At 65.6% G+C, this 19,236-nt stretch carries 16 protein-coding genes; 3 read left to right on the top strand and 13 right to left on the bottom strand.

The genetic code is table 11. From position 1 onward, the window contains the following. Positions 1 to 106: 106 nt before the first annotated feature. From B9N97_RS05680 to B9N97_RS05670, 3 genes are read left to right on the top strand one after another with little or no spacing between them, the layout of a single operon-like run. On the top strand, positions 107 to 1,600 hold the full coding sequence (locus B9N97_RS05680; RefSeq protein WP_085084204.1) for a L,D-transpeptidase family protein: 1,494 nt from the start codon (positions 107 to 109) through the stop codon (positions 1,598 to 1,600). 7 nt (positions 1,601 to 1,607) lie between these two features. Further along, the gene (locus tag B9N97_RS05675) at positions 1,608 to 1,988 is read left to right on the top strand and encodes a VOC family protein (protein ID WP_085084202.1); all 381 of its coding nucleotides are present in this window, start codon (positions 1,608 to 1,610) and stop codon (positions 1,986 to 1,988) included. 39 nt (positions 1,989 to 2,027) lie between these two features. After that, positions 2,028 to 2,789: a class I SAM-dependent methyltransferase gene (locus B9N97_RS05670; RefSeq protein ID WP_085084200.1), complete on the top strand. Its 762-nt coding sequence runs from the start codon at positions 2,028 to 2,030 to the stop codon at positions 2,787 to 2,789. Between the two features lie 26 nt (positions 2,790 to 2,815). Here B9N97_RS05670 and B9N97_RS05665 read toward each other — a convergent pair whose 3' ends face one another. The 13 genes from B9N97_RS05665 to B9N97_RS05605 form a co-directional block, all read right to left on the bottom strand. Further along, positions 2,816 to 3,043, bottom strand: coding sequence for a formate dehydrogenase subunit delta (locus B9N97_RS05665; RefSeq protein WP_085084198.1), 228 nt, complete (start codon positions 3,041 to 3,043; stop codon positions 2,816 to 2,818). Positions 3,044 to 3,074: 31 nt separating this feature from the next. After that, positions 3,075 to 3,902, bottom strand: a complete 828-nt coding sequence (gene fdhD, locus B9N97_RS05660) for a formate dehydrogenase accessory sulfurtransferase FdhD (RefSeq protein WP_085084196.1) — start codon at positions 3,900 to 3,902, stop codon at positions 3,075 to 3,077. A gap of 20 nt (positions 3,903 to 3,922) precedes the next feature. Continuing rightward, positions 3,923 to 6,778 (bottom strand): formate dehydrogenase subunit alpha, encoded by a 2,856-nt coding sequence (fdhF, locus tag B9N97_RS05655; RefSeq protein ID WP_085084194.1) that lies wholly within the window; start codon positions 6,776 to 6,778, stop codon positions 3,923 to 3,925. A gap of 23 nt (positions 6,779 to 6,801) precedes the next feature. Beyond that, positions 6,802 to 8,382 carry a formate dehydrogenase beta subunit gene (locus B9N97_RS05650; protein WP_085084192.1) on the bottom strand — a complete coding sequence of 527 codons (1,581 nt, stop codon included), beginning with the start codon at positions 8,380 to 8,382 and terminating at the stop codon, positions 6,802 to 6,804. After that, positions 8,379 to 8,915 (bottom strand): formate dehydrogenase subunit gamma, encoded by a 537-nt coding sequence (locus tag B9N97_RS05645; RefSeq protein ID WP_085084190.1) that lies wholly within the window; start codon positions 8,913 to 8,915, stop codon positions 8,379 to 8,381. Before B9N97_RS05645 ends, B9N97_RS05650 begins: the two co-directional genes overlap by 4 nt. A 182-nt stretch (positions 8,916 to 9,097) precedes the next feature. Further along, positions 9,098 to 10,048 carry a LysR family transcriptional regulator gene (locus B9N97_RS05640; RefSeq protein WP_085084188.1) on the bottom strand — a complete coding sequence of 317 codons (951 nt, stop codon included), beginning with the start codon at positions 10,046 to 10,048 and terminating at the stop codon, positions 9,098 to 9,100. A gap of 2 nt (positions 10,049 to 10,050) precedes the next feature. Beyond that, a complete protein-coding gene (locus B9N97_RS05635) occupies positions 10,051 to 10,935 on the bottom strand; it encodes an SMP-30/gluconolactonase/LRE family protein (RefSeq protein ID WP_085084186.1) in 885 nt (294 codons plus the stop codon). A gap of 151 nt (positions 10,936 to 11,086) precedes the next feature. Next, the gene (locus B9N97_RS05630) at positions 11,087 to 11,830 is read right to left on the bottom strand and encodes a hypothetical protein (RefSeq protein ID WP_085084184.1); all 744 of its coding nucleotides are present in this window, start codon (positions 11,828 to 11,830) and stop codon (positions 11,087 to 11,089) included. Between the two features lie 217 nt (positions 11,831 to 12,047). Further along, positions 12,048 to 12,668, bottom strand: coding sequence for a DNA-binding protein (locus B9N97_RS05625; RefSeq protein WP_244560567.1), 621 nt, complete (start codon positions 12,666 to 12,668; stop codon positions 12,048 to 12,050). A 16-nt stretch (positions 12,669 to 12,684) separates the two neighbouring features. Beyond that, positions 12,685 to 13,875 (bottom strand): helix-turn-helix domain-containing protein, encoded by a 1,191-nt coding sequence (locus B9N97_RS05620; protein WP_085084180.1) that lies wholly within the window; start codon positions 13,873 to 13,875, stop codon positions 12,685 to 12,687. Further along, a complete protein-coding gene (locus B9N97_RS05615; RefSeq protein WP_085084178.1) occupies positions 13,868 to 15,244 on the bottom strand; it encodes a 7-cyano-7-deazaguanine synthase in 1,377 nt (458 codons plus the stop codon). The genes B9N97_RS05620 and B9N97_RS05615 overlap by 8 nt, the downstream gene beginning before the upstream one ends. Next, positions 15,241 to 15,816 (bottom strand): hypothetical protein, encoded by a 576-nt coding sequence (locus tag B9N97_RS05610; protein WP_085084176.1) that lies wholly within the window; start codon positions 15,814 to 15,816, stop codon positions 15,241 to 15,243. The genes B9N97_RS05615 and B9N97_RS05610 overlap by 4 nt, the downstream gene beginning before the upstream one ends. A gap of 146 nt (positions 15,817 to 15,962) precedes the next feature. Continuing rightward, positions 15,963 to 19,124, bottom strand: a complete 3,162-nt coding sequence (locus B9N97_RS05605; protein ID WP_085084174.1) for a response regulator — start codon at positions 19,122 to 19,124, stop codon at positions 15,963 to 15,965. Between the last annotated feature and the right edge of the window lie 112 nt (positions 19,125 to 19,236).

Genomic DNA, 19,236 nt, shown 5'->3' with positions numbered 1-19,236 from the left:
TGTGAACAGCAGAGCTGCCGACACCAAATGTCGCTTGCGGATTGCGGAAGGCTCATCGAAGGATACAGCGCACGATCCTTTCCGTTCACGTTCCGGTCCCATCGCCATGCATGATCTCCGCCGCCCGATGTCCCGCCGCTCCGCCGCCCTCTGCCTGGTCGGCGGTCTGGTCGGCGTCGTCCTGAGCGGTCCGGCGCTGGCCGCAGCGGCGAAGGAGGCGGCGCACGCCGCCAAGCCTTCGCTGGTCGCCGGCTGGGCCGCGGCGCTGGAAAGCCGCGCGCAGGAAATCCAGAACGCACCCAAGGCGCCGGCCACCCGCGTCGGCTACGGCGCGGTCGTGAAGCTGGGCGACGGCGGCATGGTCGAGGGCATCGCCCCGGCGATGGACGTGCCCCCCGCCGACGTGCAGGCGCAGGCCCCCACCCTGCCCGGCCTCGCCCCGGTCGAACCGGCGCCGCCGGTGGTGATCTCCGTGCGCTCGCCGCTGGCCGATCGCGTCGGCCGGGTCGCGCGCCGCCTGATCGAGCTGGGCTATCTGCCCGCCGACAAATGGACCGACAGCTTCAACGAGGATGTGGAAACCGCCGTGCGCGCCTTCCAGCTTGCCGAGGGGCTGCAGCCCGACGGCAAGGTGGGCGAGGTGACGCGACAGGCGCTGGACCGCACCCCGGCGCAGACCGTGGCGCTTCTGCGCCGCGCCGCCGCGGCGATGCGGGCGCAGCAGGCCTCCATCCCCGACACCACGGTGCTGGTCAACCTGCCCGGCCAGTCCGTCACCCTGATCGAGCATGGCCGCCCGACCTTCACCATGCGGGCGGTGGTCGGCCGGCCGTCGCGCAAGACGCCGCTGCTGCAGGACAGGATCACCAGCGTCACCATCAACCCGACCTGGACCGTCCCGCCGACGGTGCTGAGCGAGGACAAGCTGCCTGCCCTGCGCAAGAAGGGCACCACCGGCATCAAGAACGCCGCCGTCTATCTGGATGGGACGGAGGTGGTCAACACCCAGTCGGTCAACTGGTGGTCGGTCGATCCCGGCCGCGTGCGCATCGTCCAGAAGCCGGGCGACGACAACGCGCTGGGCCGCTTCCGCTTCAACCTGACCAACGGCGACGGTATCTTCCTGCACGGCACCAACGATCCCAAGCTGTTCAGCCGCGACCTGCGCGCCGCCAGCTCCGGCTGCGTCCGGCTGGAGGATGCCCGGATGATGGCGGAGACGCTGCTGAGCGCGGCCAAGGTGACGCCGGCCGTCATCAGCCAGCAGCTCGACACCGGGGAAACCAAGACCATCCGGCTGCCGAATGCCATCCCCGTGCGCTTCGTCTACTGGAACGCGTCGGTCGACACCGCCGGCGTGGTGCGTGTCCACCCCGACATCTACGAGGATCCGCCCACGCTGGCGACGCCGTCCGGCCAGTCGGGCGCGGCGATGTCGGCCAATCCGACGGCCGCCGGTCCGGTGACGCCGGTCTCGACGCCGCGCCCGCTGTCGAAGCCGGCGCCGCTGCCGGTCCCGGCCGCCCATGCGCCGACGCCGCTGTCCTCCGCCTCCACCCCCGCTCCGATCAAGCCGCTGCCAGCGTCGACGGGGATGTGAGGCCGGGATGCGGATCGCCCGGATCGACCATTTCGTGCTGACGGTCGCCTCCATCGAGGCGACCTGCGCCTTCTACCGCGACGTACTGGGGATGGAGATCGTCACCTTCGCCGGCGGCCGCCGCGCCCTGTCCTTCGGCGCGCAGAAGATCAACCTGCACGAGGTCGGGCGGGAGTTCGAACCGAAGGCGGCCCGGCCCACCGCCGGCAGCGGCGATTTCTGCCTGATCGCCGACACGCCGCTGGAGGAGGTGATCGCCCATCTCCAGGCCAAAGGCATCGCCATAGAAGAAGGCCCGGTGAGCCGCACGGGCGCCACCGGACCGATCCGTTCCGTCTATTTCCGCGATCCCGACGACAATCTGGTCGAGGTCGCCAATTACGTCTGAGGGTCCGGTTCGAGGCACACTGGAAGGATCGAGGTCGACATGCCGATTCATCACTCCTCCAGAGGCTACGAGACGGGAGCCGCGACCTATGTCAAAGGCCGGCCGAGCTACCCGCCTGAAGCCGCCGAATGGCTGCGCGACGATCTGGGGGTCGGTCCGGGGCGAAAGGTTCTGGAGGTCGGCGCCGGCACCGGCAAATTCATCGCGGTGCTGAAGGACTGCGGCGGCGAGATCACCGCCGTCGAGCCGGTTGCCGGCATGCGCGAGCAGCTGGTCCGGGCTTTTCCCGAAATCACCGTCCTAGCGGGAACCGCGGAGTCCATTCCCCTGCCGGACGGCTCCGTCGATGCCGTGGTCTGCGCGCAAGCCTTTCATTGGTTCGCCACAACGGCCGCCCTGGAGGAGTTCCGCAGGGTCCTGACTCCGGGCGGCAGGCTGGGGTTGATCTGGAACGCGCGCGACGAGAGCGTACCCTGGGTGGCGGCATTGACCGACATCACTGACCACTGGGAGGGCGATACCCCGCGCTATCGGACCGGCAACTGGCGCCGGGTCTTTCCCGCTCCTGGATTTGAAGCCGCCGGCGAGCGCCATGTCCGGCATGCCCATGTCGGAAGTCCGGAGGACGTCATCGTCAAGCGCACGCTTTCGGTCAGCTTCATTGCGGCGTTGCCGCCGGAACGGCAGGCGGACGTCGAGCGCGCAACCCGCGCGCTGATCGCCCGGACGCCGGAACTGGCTGATCGCCCCGAGATCGCCTTCCCCTACGAAACGGTCATGTTCGCCTTCCGCAAGGTCTGACGAAACCCGGTCGCGACCGCTTCGCCTCAGCGAGCCTGCAGCACCCCAACCGCGCCGCGCGCGACCTCGTGCAGGTCGGCCTCGCCGCCGGCCTGGACATGGGCGAACAGGCCGGCGCGCATGCGCGGATCCCAGAATTTGCGGATGTGGGTCGCCGTCTCGGTCACCGCCTCTTCCCGCGGGTAGGAAGCGAAGTGGACGGCGATCTGGTTCGCCATCCGGACCAGATCCTTGGCATGGTTCGTGTGGCTCATCGGTGTCTCCATTGACGAAGCGATGTTGGGTTCAGCGGAACAGGATGACGGTATCGCGGCGCGACAGCGCACCCAGGGTCAGGTTGGCGTTGCGCGCCAGTTCCAGCGCCAGCGCCGTCGGCGCCGAGATGGTCGCCAGCAGCGGGATGCCCACCGCGGCGGTCTTCTGCACCAGTTCGAAGCTGCAGCGGCTGGTCATCACCACGAAGCCGCCGGCCGGGTCGGCGCCCGAAGCGGCGATGGCGCCGATCAGCTTGTCGAGCGCATTGTGGCGGCCGACATCCTCGCGGGCCAGCCGGATGCCGCCGTCGGGCGCGCACCAGGCGGCGGCGTGGACCGAGCGGTTGGCCCGGTTCATCGGCTGGTGATCCGGCAGGGCGCGGAAGGCGGCGGCCACGGCGGCCGGATCGACCTCCAGCCAGGTTTCGATCTTGCGGGGCTCCCGAACGGCGTGGACAAGACTGTCCACGCCGCACAGGCCACAGCCGCTCCGCCCCTCCATGGAGCGGCTGCGAAGGCTACCGCGCAGGAGACGCAGCGGGTCGACCGTCATGTTGACGACGAAGCCCAGCGGCGTTTCCCGCACGGCGATGTTCTCGATATCGGCGGCGGTCCCGACGATCTCCTCGGCCAGGCTGAAGCCCAGCGCGAAATCCTCCAGATCGGCGGGGGTCGCCATCATCACGGCATGGGACCGGCCGTTGTATTCGAAAGCGACCGCGGTTTCCTCCGGCACCTGCCATTCGACGTCCGCCCCCTCCTCCACCCCGGCACCGGCGGGAAAGCCGGTGCCGGTGACGGCGATGGAGCACATGAGGCTGTCGTCAGGACGGATGGAACCCGAAGGCATCGCGGTCATGCTTTCCACTCCTCAGGGCGTCATTCGGCAGCGAGGACGTCGGCGGCGGCGATGCGCTTGCGCTCGACGTCGTTCTTCGCGTAGTCGACCTGCCAGTCGGACGGCTGGTTGCTGCGGGTGACCTGCACCGCCGTCACCTTGTATTCGGGGCAGTTGGTCGCCCAGTCCGAATTCTCCGTGGTGATGACGTTGGCGCCGGTCACCGGATGGTGGAAGGTGGTGTAGACGACGCCGGCCGGCATGCGGTCGGAGATGACCGCGCGCAGCGTGGTCGCCCCCATGCGGCTAGCGAGAGAGACCATGTCGCCGTCCTTGACGCCGCGGATCTCGGCATCCACCGCGTTGATCTCCAGCACATCCTCAGGATGCCAAGCCACGTTGGCGGTGCGCCGGGTCTGGGCGCCGACATTGTAGTGGGCGAGGATGCGGCCGGTGGTCAGCACCAGCGGATACATCCGCGTGGTCCGCTCATCGGTCGGCACATATTCGGTGATCATGAAGCGGCCGAGACCGCGGGCGAAGGTCTCGCCATGCATGATCGCCATGCCGGTGTCGTCATCCTCGAAGCCGGTGCAGGGCCACTGGACGCTGCCGACGCGGTCGAGCTTCTCGAAGCTGACGCCGCGGAAGGTCGGGGTCAGCCGGGCGATCTCGTCCATGATCTCCGACGTGGTCTCGTAATGCATCGGGTAGCCCATCGCCGTCGCCAGGGCGCAGGCGACCCAATGCTCGTCCTTGCCCACCTTGGACGGCATCGCCTTGCGGACGCGGTTGATGCGGCGCTCGGCGTTGGTGAAGGTGCCGTCCTTTTCCAGGAAGGAGGTGCCGGGGAAGAAGACGTGGGCGAAGGCCGCGGTCTCGTTCAGGAACAGGTCCTGGACGATGACGATGTCCAGCGATTCCAGCGCCGAGGTGACGTGGGTGGTGTTGGGGTCGGACTGGACGATGTCCTCGCCCTGCACGAACAGGCCGCGGAAGCTGCCGTCATGGGCGCTGTCGAACATGTTGGGGATGCGCAGGCCCGGTTCCGGATCCAGCGTGACGCCCCAGGCGGCTTCGAACTCCTGGCGGACGAGGTCGTCCGACACGTGGCGGTAGCCCGGCAGCTCGTGCGGGAAGGAGCCCATGTCGCAGGAGCCCTGCACGTTGTTCTGGCCGCGCAGCGGGTTCACGCCGACGCCCTCGCGGCCGATGTTGCCGGTCGCCATCGCGAGGTTGGCGATCGCCATCACCGTGCTGGAGCCCTGGCTGTGCTCGGTCACGCCCAGGCCGTAATAGATCGCGGCGTTGCCGCCGGTGGCGTAGAGGCGGGCGGCGGCACGGACCTGATCGGCCGGAACGCCGGTGCGCGATTCCAGATATTCCGGCGAGTTGCGGTGCTCGGCGATGAACGCCTCCCACTTCGCGAACTCCTTCGGGTCGCAGCGCTCCTCGACGAAAGAGCGGTTCACCAGCCCCTCGGTGACGATGGTGTGGGCGATGGCGTTGACCACGGCGACGTTGGTGCCGGGCTGGAGCTGGAGATGGTATTCGGCCTGGACGTGCGGGCTGCGCACCAGATCGATGCGGCGCGGGTCGATGACGATCAGCTTGGCGCCGGCGCGCAGCCGCTTCTTCATGCGCGAACCGAACACCGGGTGGCCGTCGGTCGGGTTGGCGCCGATGACCAGGATGACGTCGGACTTGTCGACGCTGCGGAAATCCTGGGTGCCGGCCGAGGTGCCGAAGGTCTGCGACAGGCCGTAGCCGGTCGGCGAATGGCAGACGCGGGCGCAAGTGTCGATGTTGTTGGTGCCGAAGGCGGCCCGGATCATCTTCTGGACGACATAGACCTCCTCGTTGGTGCAGCGCGACGAGGTGATGCCGCCGATGGAGCCCCGGCCGTACTTGGCCTGCACCGCCTTCAGCCGCTCGGCGGCATAGGCGATCGCCTCCTCCCACGACACCTCACGCCACGGGTCGGTGATCTTCTCGCGCACCATCGGCTTCATGATGCGGTCCTTGTGGGTGGCGTAGCCCCAGGCGAAGCGGCCCTTGACGCAGCTATGGCCCTCGTTGGCGCCGCCATTCTTCCAGGGGGTCATGCGGACCACCGTGGTGCCCTGCATCTCCGCCTTGAAGGAGCAGCCGACGCCGCAATAGGCGCAGGTGGTGATGACGCTGTGCTCGGGCTGGCCGTGCTCGATGATCGACTTTTCGGTCAGGGTCGCGGTCGGGCAGGCCTGGACGCAGGCGCCGCAGGACACGCACTCGCTGTCCATGAAGCTTTCCTTCGCACCCGCCGACACCGACGAGGCGAAGCCGCGGCTGTCGATGGTCAGTGCGAAGGTGCCCTGGGTCTCCTGGCAGGCGCGGACGCAGCGCGAGCAGACGATGCACTTCGACGCGTCGAAGGTGAAATAGGGGTTGCTCTCGTCCTTCGCGGCGGCGCGATGGTTTTCGCCGTCGAAACCGTACCGGACGTTGCGCAGGCCGACGGCACCCGCCATGTCCTGCAACTCGCAATCGCCGTTGGCGGCGCAGGTCAGGCAGTCCAGCGGGTGGTCGGAGATGTACAGCTCCATCACGCCACGGCGCAGCTTGGCCAGCTTGTCGGTCTGTGTGTGGACCTTCATGCCGGGGGCGACGGGGGTGGTGCAGGAGGCCGGGGTGCCGCGGCGCCCCTCGATCTCCACCGCGCAGAGGCGGCAGGAGCCGAAGGGCTCCAGGCTGTCGGTGGCGCACAGCTTCGGCACGGTGATGCCGGCGTCCATCGCGGCGCGCATCACGGAGGTGCCTTCGGGAACGGTGATGCTGCGGCCGTCGATCTCCAGCGTCACCAGGGTCTCGGAGACGCGGGCGGGGGTGCCGTAGTCGGTCTCGTGGATGAGGGTCATCTCGGGTGCTCCTGGGTCGCTCGTTATTCGGCGGCGATGTGGGTGACGCGGACTGCCGGGGCTTTTTTCCGGAAGTCTTCCGGGAAGTGCTTCACGGCGCTGCGCACCGGATAGGGCGTCATGCCGCCCATGGCGCAGAGCGAGCCGTCCACCATCACGTCGCAGAGGTCGGCGAGCAGTTCCAAGTTCGCGTCGACATTCTTGCCGGCGATGATCTTGTCCAGCGTCTCCATCCCGCGGGTCGAGCCGATGCGGCAGGGGGTGCATTTGCCGCAGGACTCGGCGACGCAGAACTCCATGGCGAAGCGCGCCTGCTGGGCCATGTCGACGCTGTCGTCGAAGACGACGATGCCGCCATGGCCGACCATCGCCTCCTGCGCCGCGAAGGCTTCGTAATCCTTGGGCAGGTCGAACTGCGAGGGCGGGAGGTAGGCGCCGAGCGGCCCGCCGACCTGCACGGCGCGGATCGGCCGGCCGGTGATGGTGCCACCGCCATACTCGTAGAGCAGCTCGTGCAGGGTGATGCCGAAGGCCTTCTCGACGATGCCGCCGTTCTTGATGTTGCCGGCGAGCTGGAAGGGCAGCGTGCCGCGCGACCGGCCGACGCCGAAGTCGCGGTAATACTCGCCGCCCTTGTCGAGGATGATCGGCACCGAGCAGAGCGACAGCACGTTGTTGACCACCGTCGGCTTGCCGAACAGACCCTCCAGTGCCGGCAGCGGCGGCTTGGCGCGCACCATGCCGCGCTTGCCCTCCAGGCTCTCCAGCATCGCCGTCTCTTCGCCGCAGATGTAGGCGCCGGCGCCGACGCGGACGTCGAGATGGAAGGTGCGGTCGGTGCCGTGGATGTTGTCGCCGAGCCAGCCCTCGTCATAGGCCAGCTTGATGGCGTGGCGCAGGATCGCGGTGGCGTGCGGGTATTCCGAGCGCATGTAGACATAGCCGGAGGTCGCGCCCACCGCGATGGCGGCGATGGTCATGCCCTCGATCAGGCAGAAGGGGTCGCCTTCGATGATCATGCGGTCGGCGAAGGTGCCGCTGTCGCCCTCGTCGGCATTGCAGCAGACGAACTTCTCGTCCGCCTTGGCCTGCATCACCGTGTTCCACTTGATGCCGGTGGGGAAGCCGGCGCCACCGCGGCCGCGCAGGCCGCTGTCGGTGACGACCTTGACGATCTCCGCCTGGGACATCGCCAGCGCGTTCTCCAGCCCGCGGAAGCCGCCATGGGCGCGGTAGTCTTCCACCGACAGCGGATCGATGATGCCGCAGCGGGCGAAGGTCAGCCGCTCCTGCTTCTTGAAGTAGGGGATTTCCTCAGTCAGGCCGTGGCCGAGCGCATGCTCGCCGCCGGTCAGGAAGCCGGCGTCGAACAGGCCGGGCACGTCGGCGGCGGTGACCGGGCCGTAGGCAACGCGGCCTTCCGGGGTTTCCACCTCGACCAGCGGTTCCAGGTAGAGCATGCCGCGCGAGCCGTTGCGGACGATGCGCAGCGGCAGGTCGCGCTTGGCGGCCTCGGCCCGGATGGCGGCGGCCACGGCGTCGGCGCCGACCGACAGGGCTGCGGAATCGCGCGGGACGAAGACGGTGATCAGATGGCCGCTCATTGCGCGTGACCCTTATGGGAATGGCTGGGGGCGCGGGGGATTTGCTGGTGGGCAGTCGGGTTGGTCCGGGTTTCGGTGGCCAGTTCGTCGAAGCGGTCGGGGGAGACGCGGCCGTGCAGGTTCTCGTCGATCATGACGGCGGGGGACAGGGCGCAGTTGCCGAGGCAGAAGACCGGTTCCAGGGTGAAGGCGCCGTCGGCGGTGGTGCCGTGAAAATCGACCTGCAGGCGCTTCTTGATGTGGTCGACCAGCGCGTTGGCGCCCATCGACTGGCAGGCCTCGGCCCGGCAGACCTTGATGATGTGGCGGCCGGGCTTTTCGCGGCGGAATTCGTGATAGAAGGAGACGACGCCATGCACGTCGGCGCGCGAGAGGTTCAGCTCCGTCGCCAGCAGGGGGATGGCCTGTTCGTCGATATAGCCGAATTCCTCCTGCAGCGCGTGAAGGATCGGCAGCAGGGCGCCGCGCAGATGCCGATTGTCTTCGACAATCGTCATGGCGCGCTCAGCGCTCCACGGATGGCTTGCGTTCACGGGTGTCCCTCCTTGCGATCGTCCGCGCCGCGCTTGGGGTCGGCGTCGTTCTGGCTTGGCTCTGTTGGCTTTTTCCGGGCGTCTCTCAGCGCCCGGCACCGTCAGAGTGTCGGAGGATACGGTATGCCAGCAAATTGTATTTTCCGATGGGCTGATAGCTTTTGGCTATCAGGAACGGCCCGTCAGCGGATCGCCACCCGCCAGGGGATCATCGCTTCGGCGACGCTGATCGCCATGCGCTGGGCGATGTCGGCGTCGGATGCCGCCACCGCCAGCGCCCTTGCCAGCGGCGGCGGCGGGTCGCGGTCGGCGTAGGCGAGGCCGACGACGTGGCTCAGCTCCGGATCGACCAGCGGCAGGGCGACGATGTCCGGGTGGGGCGGCACGAAGGTCAGCAGCTGGCCGGGGACGATGCTGGCGCAGCTGCCGGTGCGGACGATGGTGTAGAGGGTGACGATGGAGTTGGTCTCCGTCGCCGCCTGCACCGTCCGGCCGGTCATGCGGAAGGCGGTGTCGGCGATGCGGCGGTTCTGCATGTCTGGGGTCAGCAGGCAGAGCCGCAGCTCGGCCGCCTTCTCCCACTGCGCCGCCCCCTGGGCGACCAGTTCCTCCGGCAACTCGTCGCGCCGCGCCAGCAGGTAATAGCGCTCGGTGTAGAGCGGCAGGGTGCGGACGTTGTTCAGCGGCTCGTTGTCGAGATAGGTGATGGCGGCGTCGAGTTCGAATTCGTCGAGGCCGCGCTGAATCTCGCGCGAACTGAGCGAGACGATGCTGGAACGGATGTGCGGGTATCGCGTGGCGAAGGGCGCCAGCACATGCGGCACCGCCGGCAGGGCGGTGGGAATGGCGCCGAGCCGCAGATGGCCGGTGACGCCCTGGGCGAGAGCCAGCAGCTCGTGGCGCAGGTTGTCGCGCTCGCCGACGATGCGGCGGGCGTATTCCAGCACCTTCAGCCCCTCCGGCGTGAAGCCTTCGAACTTCTGGCCGCGCTCGACGATGGGGACCTGAAGCTCCTCCTCCAGCTGGCGGATGGCGTTGGAGAGGGTGGGCTGCGAGACGTGGCAGCTCTCCGCCGCGCGGCCGAAATGCTTTTCGCGGGACAGAGCCAGCAGATAGACGAACTTGCGGAACATGCTCAGGCCGCCGGGTCGAAGGGCGGCACCGGCAGGCCCGGCACCTCCACCGGCATGGCGAACAGGCCGCCGGACTGCGGGAAGCGCTCCAGCTCCTCGGCCGGGCGGCCGGCGCTGGCGGTGGTGACGTAGAGGGTGCGCAGGTCGGGACCGCCGAAGGCCACCATGGTCGGGCAGCGCGCCGGCAGCGGGTGTTCCGACAGCAGGCGGCCATCGGGGGAGAAGCGCGCGACCCGCCCGCCCTCATAGAGCGCCGTCCAATAGCAGCCCTCCGCATCCACCGCCGCGCCGTCCGGCCGGCCGCGGTCGCCCTCCTTCGGCTCCAGCCGGATGAAGACCTCGCCGTCGGAGATCGCGCCGGTGGCCGGGTCGTAGCGGTAGCGGCGGACGGTGAAGGTCGGCGTGTCGGCGTGATAGAGCGTCCGCCCGTCCGGGCTGAAAGCGAGGCCGTTGGAGGTCAGCAGCCCGCCGGCCAGCACCGCCAGCCCGCGCCGGTCATAACGGTAGAGATGCGCCTTGCCGCCGGCCTTCGGCTCGTCCAGCGTGCCGGCGAGATAGCGGCCGGCGGGATCGGTCTTGCCGTCGTTGAAGCGGCTGGCGCCCTGGTCCTCCGGATTGGCGGCGAGACAGGCGACCAATCCCCCCTCCCCGTCCAGCTGCCACAGGCCGGAGCGCAGGCCGGCGATGAAGCCGCCGCCCTTGCGCGGGGCGACGCAGCCGATCTCCTCCGGCAACTGGGTGACGCGGTTGGCGCCGGTGGCGGGATCGAAGCGGTTCAGCGCCCGGCCCTTGATGTCGACCCAATAGAGCGCCTGTTCGTCCACCGACCAGACCGGCCCCTCCCCCAGCTTGGCACGGGCGTCGAGCACGCAGGTGAAGGCGGTCATCGCGTGATCCTCACTGTTCCAACGGACCCGCAGGGTCGGACAGATCGGCCGCCCGATCAAGCCCGCCGGTGGGGCGATCCGGTGGGGGCCGGCGGAGGATGGAACAGGGTGGAACAGGATCCGGCGGATGTTCCATCGGCCGGCGGGGCCGCTACCGGCACGGGGAGACGGGACCGGCGGCGCGGCGGCTGACCGGGCCGGGGGTGAGGTTGGGGTAAGGCTCGTGCCGGTTGACGGTCCAGGGGAAGACGCCCTGGGGCCCCTCGCCCTCCGGCCGGGCCAGGATGGCGGCGACGGCGCGCGGGTCGGGCGGCATGCGCTCGCGCAACGCGCCGGGGAGGTCGTCGTCCAGTTCGGGGACGGTGACGGCGGGGGAATCTTCAGGTTTTGGGGCAGGCTTGGGGGCGGGTTCGGCCGCGTCCTTGGGGGCGGGCTGAGGATCGAGCCGGCGGTCGGCTTGCGGGGCTTGCCGCTTGGGTGCGGCCATGTCGAGGCCGGCGAAGAGGCCGAGCCGCTCGGCCAGCCAGCGCACCGTCGCCGGATCGCCGGAGGAGACCAGCCGCTCGATCTGCTCGGCGACGAGGATGCGCAGCGAGGACAGGCGCAGCTCGGCCTCGCGGTTCAGCGCCTGCCGTTCCCACCACACCCTGTGACGGAAATCCTGTGATCCGTAATAGGCGCGCCAGAGCGTGGTGCGGCTGCAGCCCATGGCGCGGGAGACATGGAGGAAGCTGCTGCCGCGCGCCAGCATGCCGGCGGCCATGATCCATTGCTCCTCGTGGAACTGCGATCCAGGCACCAGCGAGCCTTCGGCGGGCACCGGCGGCTCCTCCGCCCAGCAGGGGAAACGGTCGCCAAGAGCGTCGGGGGCGAGGGTGCGGCTGTCGAGGGGCATGGGGCGGCTCCGCGAATGAGTGGGCATTGCGGAGAGGGTATGGGATTTTGGTCCTGTGGTGGGGAGGTTTTGGGAAATGGGGGGCGCAAACAGGTTCGTAACGTGCGGTGGTATTCCAATGCAGCCCAGTCGCTATGGCGCGTCTTTCTAGAGATGGGAGCCACTATGGAAAAGACACATTATTATCTTTTACGGCAAGTTTACCCCATGCACCCTACTAATCATCCCGTCGAATAGAAAGTCGCGCTTCATTGACGTCTGGGCGCCGCTCACTTACAGAAAATCGTTCCCGGTAACCCGGAAGGGAAGTGCAGTCAATCGAACGCTCAATTCCTAATAACGCAATGACCATGTCTGCGCTTGCAGATGGGATTCTCATTCGGCCATCACGCAATGCAAGGTAAAGCACTTCAACTGCTTGATCACCAAGAGAATCTATGAAAAATGGATGGCGGAACAGATCTAGAGACCATATTGGCTCTCGTCCATTCATAAGGCAACTAGCACGGGATCGCCCTTTTCGCTCGTCGATTACCGGAAGATTGTTTCTCGACATTGCAACGGCAATAGTGGCAGCCTCGCCATCATCTAAGGACGGAGATAAAGAAGTTAAATTATAAAATATATCGTACTCTTCATCAGTTAATTCGGTAATCTCTACAATGCCTCTTTCTGCAACTTCATGCAGAAAGGAAATGTCCCCATTTCTAACGCTCGACTCGTGCTCCAATTCGCCAGCCACGATCTGTGGTACGAGAATGTTGTTGGGTAACGATGCAAGAACGCGCCCGCCTTGCGTGCAGGCGCGTAGGTTAATGAGAACGCTGGTATCCAGCACGAGCGACTCTCGGTTATCATTCAGGAAGCTTGAGTAACCCATCCGTTTCTCTTTCCTCAAGCTCGATTTGGTCGATAATGCGACGCATTTCGACTCTCCCGACCCTCAGCAGTTCCGCTAACTGGCCTTCGGACAGAAGCTCTCTCTTCCAGGCAGCGTGCGCCATTAGGCTCATGCGTTGGGATATAACGCGATCCGCATCGTGTTTTGCAGGATCGGGGCGGTTTGCCATTTCACCCAACACCTCTCGAACATGCTCTTCAGTGATGCCGCCGTTGTTTTCGAACCATGCCCAGGTTCCTTTCTTAGCAAGCCCCAAATCTTCCAAACGAAGAGTACACGCTTGCCGAGAGATATTGTACTGCTGAGATAGGAGAACGATTAGCCGCCGGGTTATTTTCCCGGTAATCGCCTTCAGTTGACGGAAGCTATCGGCGAAGCTCTCCGCCGGCGCCAGGAATGCGCGGCCGAATGCGTTTGCATAGCGTTCATCACGCGACAGAAAATTTTCATGCTCTTCAAGAACTTCCGGGTTATGGCGAGTGCCATAAAAGTGGCCGAGTTCGTGCGCAGCTGACTGAACTCGTCGTGGCAACGGATGGTTAGCATTCAAGAAAATGCATGCTCCAACCGCTTCATCATAAGTGAATAGCCCTGCGATCTTTGAATTTGGGGAAAGACGGCGCTGGTACAATCTAATACCAAGCCCCGAATCGATAACAGAAAATATATCTGCAATTGGTCCCACACCAATTCCTATCCAGTCACGGAGTTCCTTGGCATGCTTCTCAGCAAGAGATATAACGTCGCCCTCGTTAATACCGCGTTCCGGTGGGTAGTTTCTCCGGCGCTCGATGCCAAGCGTATTCTCCAATTCGACGTCCGCTTTGATCAAATCGTTGAATTGCCGAATGGCTTCAGTTGAATCTTTGTCTTCCGCATCCTGCAATTTACGGAAGCGAGGCATTAAGTCGGTGTGAACTGCCTCACGACGCAGAAGGGCGTTCACCGATATTCCATAATGGCGGGCAAGTATCTGGATTTCTTGGATGCGCACTCGGCGCATGCCCTTCTCAATAGACACAAGGGTCGGTCGTGACATTCCGATGATTTGCGCGGCATCTTCCTGTCGAATACCTGCATTCTCGCGTGCGAGTTTAAGGCGTCGGCCAATTTCTTGTGCGCTTAGCTCGTTCAAATCAGCCATAACGCTCCCCCTGCGTCCAACTCATCAAAAAGCTGTCCCTTCCCTGCACAGCGACAAATGAGTGCCATTCTTCCGCATGCGTTGCCAACAGAGATCTTAGGTTCTTTAGAGTTTCCTTGTAATCAGCCCCCAGAGCCGTCGATATTTCTGAGACATGTACTCGAAGATCATCATCAGTCCAGTTTGCCATGTTAGCGAGTTTCTGGAAATGGCGCGCACCCACACTTCCATAATTGATCATGAGTTCTCTATCAGCCTTCCGGGAAACTGAATCTAGAGCCTTGATCACGTCGGAAGCGCCAAGGTTCGACACTACATAATTGTTAGGTGCGTCGTTGACACCAGCGGCGTGAAGGCTAAGCCGTCTTAGCAAGCAGGCTGCGCAAAGCCCACATTGTTTTTTGCCAGGCACATTGACCACTCTGCGCTTCTGCCAACAAGAACGGGTGCTCTCCAGATGCTTCGAGGTTTTCCCCTGAAGACCCAAAAACTCGCGCAGCGTCTGACCTTTTGTAAACCACAAGCGCGGCTGCTCAAACTTAACCCGGTGCCCCAGCACCGCAGCGATGAACTGCTCCATCTTACGAAAGAAGGTGGGATGGTTGCGATAATCCGGGTAAGTTACATACAGAGGCGCCAACACCGGACTAAGTGCGCCTTGGCCACTCTCAGGAACTACGATGCGTTCCACGTTCGCAAGCTGTGATGCTATCGCCGTTACCGCTGCGAACTGGAATCCGCGCGACCGAAAACTGCTTTCCTCGCCCCGATGACCTTTGACCTCGAACGGGAGCTGAGAGAAAGGACTATCACCTTCTTTACGGCGTTGGCGCTTTTTAGCGACTCGAATACAAAGGACTTCATTTATATCGCCACAGAGAGCCGAGACAGCTCTAGAATCCAGACCATCACTGTAGGCAATAGCTAAGGCCTTATTTTTTCCGAAGTCGAAATGAATTTGGCGCGAACCGATAGGCGAAAGACTCTTTGCCTGCACGAAGTTAAATTGCCACAAGTCACAAGTCAGGTGCTTTAATACCCTCTCAAGGGTATTAATTACGAGTGGTCGCCGCCAATTTGCCAAGTCAACTACCGGAATTGTCACGTGGAAGTTACGAACCCAACTTTTCGGCCTTTTCCATTTACGGTCAGCGAACTCAATAGCAGCACTGAGTACTAGTAAATCATAGTGGTGCGGCTGACACCCCCTTATATCAAAGGCATTCAACGCTTCGGTATCAAATGAAATTTCTCTACCTATTTCAGCTATTGCGGTATCTTTTAAAGACGAAGACCCTAACTTTTGCCCACTTTCTATAACGCGCAAATTCTTGACGTGCGCTCCTTGCAATTTCATATCGATATTCATTCATCCGGTCCTTCGTCTACGCCACTCTTCTTTTTCAATGCATGCGAGATCGTTCGCTTATTTCCCGCAATCAAAGCGCCGCAAAAATCATTTGGATTGATTTGGGAGAAAGCCTCTTGATTACGCAAAATTGCTTTACGGTAATCTTCGCGCGTCATGTTGCCGAGATCGCGTGCGCAAATGCACTCATCGTCTATTCGATCTTTGGCGATTTTGATCCAATCCTTAGCGGTGCTGACGAGCGCCTTGTCCAAAGCTATTTGAAGGTTGCTTTGCTCTTTTAACTCTGAAAATAGCTCCCTATAGAAATAATTGATCAATGTTGAATTGGGATTTCTTTCGAATATATCTTCAACTCCGCTGGATGGATATAAATCCATTTGCTGACTCTGCGCATAATGATTGAGTTCTCGCAGCAGATTGCTAAATTCTTCCAAATCTACGTCGCCGAACATACTGTGAAGTGCCTTCTTGGCCCGCTCGTCTGGACTTGCAGCGTCGCTGACAAGGTCCTCGCCATACCGTTTCCATTGACGGCTCAACTCCGAATTTCTGAACGGTCCATCGGTCATGGCAACCTCCCATGACAGAAGGATGGGGAAAGATCCTGACATTGTCAACACATTGCTGCGATTAATCTGACATTGACAGATTCCCAACGGCCTTATGTCAGCGAGGTGAGTTGCAGCTTCCGACCCCGAGCAGACGTCACCGCCCCCTACCCCATCGCCTCCACCGCCCTCCGCGACGCGACGCAGCGGGTGACTTCGGTCAGCAGTTGCACGCGGTCGATCGGCTTCGGCACATGGCAGTCCATGCCGGCCTCGTAGCATTGGGCGATGTCGTCCGGGAAGGTGTTGGCGGTCAACGCCACGATGGCGACGCGGGATTCCGGGCCGGGCATGGCGCGGATGGCGCGCGTCGCCTCCAGGCCGTCCATCACCGGCATGTTGATGTCCATCAGGATGGCGTCGAACCGCTCGCGGCCAACCGCCTCCACCGCCTGGGCGCCGTCCGCCACCGCCGCGACGCTGTGGCCGGCCTGCTTCAGCAGGGTGACGGCCAGAAGGCGGTTCATCTCCACATCCTCCACCACCAGGATGCGCAGGGACTCCGTCGCCGGGGTCGCCGGGAGCGCGGGTGACGACGCGGGCGGGGCGGGCTCGGCGGGCGGCGGGGGAGGCAGTGCGGCGACGGGGGGCGGGGGCGGCTCGGCTGCCGACTGGGGGGCCGAGCGGGGGGCCGACCCGGCGGGCGGCTCCGCCGGCAACTCCGGGGGCGGCACCGGGGCCGGGGCGGAGGACGGGAGGGTGGCGGGCGGGGGTGGCGGGCGCAGGCGGTCCAGGCGCTCGCGCAGCTCCACCGCGTCATAGGGCTTGGCGATCAGGTCGTAGCCGCCCATCGCCACGTCGTCGGCCACCACCGCATGGGCGGCGAAGCCGGAGGCCAGCAGGACCGGCAGGTCGGGGCGCAGGCGACGCGCCTCGCGCGCCAGCTCCGCCCCGTTCATGCCCGGCGGCATCACGATGTCGCTGAACAGCAGGTCCAGCGGCTCCGGACCGCGCAGCACCAGCAGGGCCTCGCCGGCCCCCGACGCGGCGGTCACCCGGTGGCCCCAGCTGCGCAGCAGGGCGCAGCCATGCTCCCGGATGTTGTGGTCGTCCTCCACCATCAGGATCGACAGGGTGGGCCGGGGGGCGGGGCGCTGCGCGGCGGGCAGATGGGTGCCGGCGGGCGGGGGGGCGCCCTCGGGGGCCGCGCGGTCGGGCGGGAAATGGATGGTGACGGTGGTGCCCTGCCCCACCCGGCTGGCCAGGGTCAGCGTGCCGCCATGCAGTTCCACCAGACGGCGGGTCAGCGGCAGGCCGAGGCCGGCGCCCTCGGTCTGGCGGTTCTCCGGGCTGTCGACGCGGGTATAGGCCTGCAGGACGCGGCCCAGATCCTGTTCGGGGATGCCGACGCCGTTGTCGCGCACCTCCAGCAGCAGGCCGCCGTCCGGGGCGGGTGCGGCGGTCAGCGACACCGTGCCGCCGGAGGGGGTGTATTTCACCGCGTTCGACAGCAGGTTCAGCAGGATCTGGCGGATGCGCCGCTCGTCGCCGCGCATGTGGCGGGCGGCGGGCTCCACACTTGCCGAGAGGGCGATGCCGGCGCGGGCGGCGCGCGGGGTCAGCAGGCGGATGGCGAAGGTGGCGGCGGCGTCGAGGTCGACCGGGTCGTCGTCGAGGGTCAGCTGGCCGGATTCGGCGCGGACATTGTCGAGGATCTCGTTGATCAGCTCCAGCAGATGCTGGCCGCTGTCGCGGATGTTGACGGCGAAGTCGCGGTAATGGGCGGTGCCGACCGGCCCCTCCGACTCCCGCGCGATCAGGTCGGCGAAGCCGATCACGGCGTTCATCGGCGTGCGCAGCTCGTGGCTCAGGCTCGCCAGGAACTCGGTCTTGCTGCGGCTGGCCGATTCGGCGGCGTGGCGGGCGTCCTGCAGCTCCGCCTCCATGATCTTGCGGGCGGTGACGTCGCGCTCGACGCTGACGTAATCCTGCGGGGCGCCCCAGTCGTCGGTGACCAGCCGCACCGCCGCTTCGATCCAGATCCAGCGGCCGTCGGCATGGCGCAGGCGATAGGTGGTCTTCAGGGTCGGGCGGTCGGGGGTCAGGCGGGCAAGGCCGGCGGCAAGGGCGTCGCGGTCGTCGGGGTGGACGCGCTCGACCAGCGGGCGGCCGATCAGCTCGGCCGGCGGGCTGCCCAGGCTGTCGCGCGTCGCCTCCGAACAGAAGCGGCGCACGCCGTCCAGGCCGATGCGGCCGATGATGTCGGTGACGCTGCGGGCGAGAAGGCGATAGCGCGCCTCGCTGGCGCGGATCGCGCGTTCGGCCTCGTGCCGGCGGGTGATGTCGCGGGCGCCGACCGACAGCATGACGATGGCGCCGCTGTCGTCGCGGATCGGCACCTGCGACACCTCCCACCAGCGGGTGACGCCGTTGTGGGTGTGCTGCTCCTCGAAGCGGGTGGGGGCGCCGGCGTCGATGCAGGATTGCAGGTCGGCCATCGCCTTGGCGGCGAGGTCCGGCGGCAGCAGGCGGTCGAGCGGCTGGCCCTCCGCCTGCTGGGCGCGGTCGCCCATCAGGCGCAGGGCGGCGGCGTTGGCGCAGTGCAGGGTGAAGCCGCCGTCGGCGGTGACGCGCAGGACGGCGAGGCAGTCGGCGGAGCTGTCGAAGACGGCGCGGAACAGGGCGGCGCTCTCGTCCAGCGCGGCTTCGTCGGTGATGCGGCGGTGCTCCCGCGCCAGCATGGTGCCGAGCAGGCCGATGCCCAGCGTGGTGAAGGCGATCAGCGGCAGCGCCGCCTCCTCCATCACCCGCAGGGCGAGGTCGAGGTCGGGCAGCAGCAGGAAGGCCAGCAGGGTCAGCGGCGTGATCGCCAAGCCGAACAGCGACAGCAGGCCGAAGCCGAAGGCGCCTTTGCCGCTCCCCTTGCCGTTGCGGTCTTGTGCGGCGGCGCGGCGCTCCATCGGCTTTGCCAGCAGCGGCGCGACCAGGGCGGTCAGCAGGATGCCGGCGAGGCCGGTCGGCAGGCCGACACCGCCCAGCCACAGCCGCACCGCGCCGGCGATGGCGGCCGACAGCAGCGCCGCCGGCAGGCCGCCGAACAGCCCGGCCAGCCCGATCATCGCGTTGCGCAGGTCGATCAGCACCCCGCCCGCCACCGGGTAGGCGTCCAGCATGGAGATGGCGGCGGCGGCCCCGAACAGCAGGCCGGAGAGCAGCGCGAAGGGCCGGCGGCGGGCTCCGAAGCGCCGCAGCACATGGCGGTAGGCCAGCAGGACCAGCGCCAGCAGGCCGATGCCGTGCGTCAGGGCGATGACGATGCCTGTTCCCATTCCTCCGCCCTCCCCGCTCCCCCGGCTCGACGCGAATTTCTACACAGGCAATCGAACAAGAAGAAGAAACGATTCGAAACAGTCATACCGCCTTTTTTCCTACTACTACCGA

Source organism: Azospirillum oryzae, from assembly GCF_900177515.1.
In the GTDB taxonomy this organism is placed as follows: Bacteria; Pseudomonadota; Alphaproteobacteria; order Azospirillales; family Azospirillaceae; genus Azospirillum; species Azospirillum oryzae_A.
Note: the sequence above shows the minus strand (reverse complement) of the source record. Positions and strands in the feature narration are given on the sequence as shown.

Coding starts and splice junctions, on each gene's coding strand:
- B9N97_RS05680 (WP_085084204.1), top strand. CDS start 107: ATGCATGATCTCCGCCGCCCGATGTCCCGCCGCTCCGCCGCCCTCTGC.
- B9N97_RS05675 (WP_085084202.1), top strand. CDS start 1,608: ATGCGGATCGCCCGGATCGACCATTTCGTGCTGACGGTCGCCTCCATC.
- B9N97_RS05670 (WP_085084200.1), top strand. CDS start 2,028: ATGCCGATTCATCACTCCTCCAGAGGCTACGAGACGGGAGCCGCGACC.
- B9N97_RS05665 (WP_085084198.1), bottom strand. CDS start 3,043: ATGAGCCACACGAACCATGCCAAGGATCTGGTCCGGATGGCGAACCAG.
- fdhD (WP_085084196.1), bottom strand. CDS start 3,902: ATGACCGCGATGCCTTCGGGTTCCATCCGTCCTGACGACAGCCTCATG.
- fdhF (WP_085084194.1), bottom strand. CDS start 6,778: ATGACCCTCATCCACGAGACCGACTACGGCACCCCCGCCCGCGTCTCC.
- B9N97_RS05650 (WP_085084192.1), bottom strand. CDS start 8,382: ATGAGCGGCCATCTGATCACCGTCTTCGTCCCGCGCGATTCCGCAGCC.
- B9N97_RS05640 (WP_085084188.1), bottom strand. CDS start 10,048: ATGTTCCGCAAGTTCGTCTATCTGCTGGCTCTGTCCCGCGAAAAGCAT.
- B9N97_RS05635 (WP_085084186.1), bottom strand. CDS start 10,935: ATGACCGCCTTCACCTGCGTGCTCGACGCCCGTGCCAAGCTGGGGGAG.
- B9N97_RS05630 (WP_085084184.1), bottom strand. CDS start 11,830: ATGCCCCTCGACAGCCGCACCCTCGCCCCCGACGCTCTTGGCGACCGT.
- B9N97_RS05620 (WP_085084180.1), bottom strand. CDS start 13,875: ATGGCTGATTTGAACGAGCTAAGCGCACAAGAAATTGGCCGACGCCTT.
- B9N97_RS05615 (WP_085084178.1), bottom strand. CDS start 15,244: ATGAATATCGATATGAAATTGCAAGGAGCGCACGTCAAGAATTTGCGC.
- B9N97_RS05610 (WP_085084176.1), bottom strand. CDS start 15,816: ATGACCGATGGACCGTTCAGAAATTCGGAGTTGAGCCGTCAATGGAAA.
- B9N97_RS05605 (WP_085084174.1), bottom strand. CDS start 19,124: ATGGGAACAGGCATCGTCATCGCCCTGACGCACGGCATCGGCCTGCTG.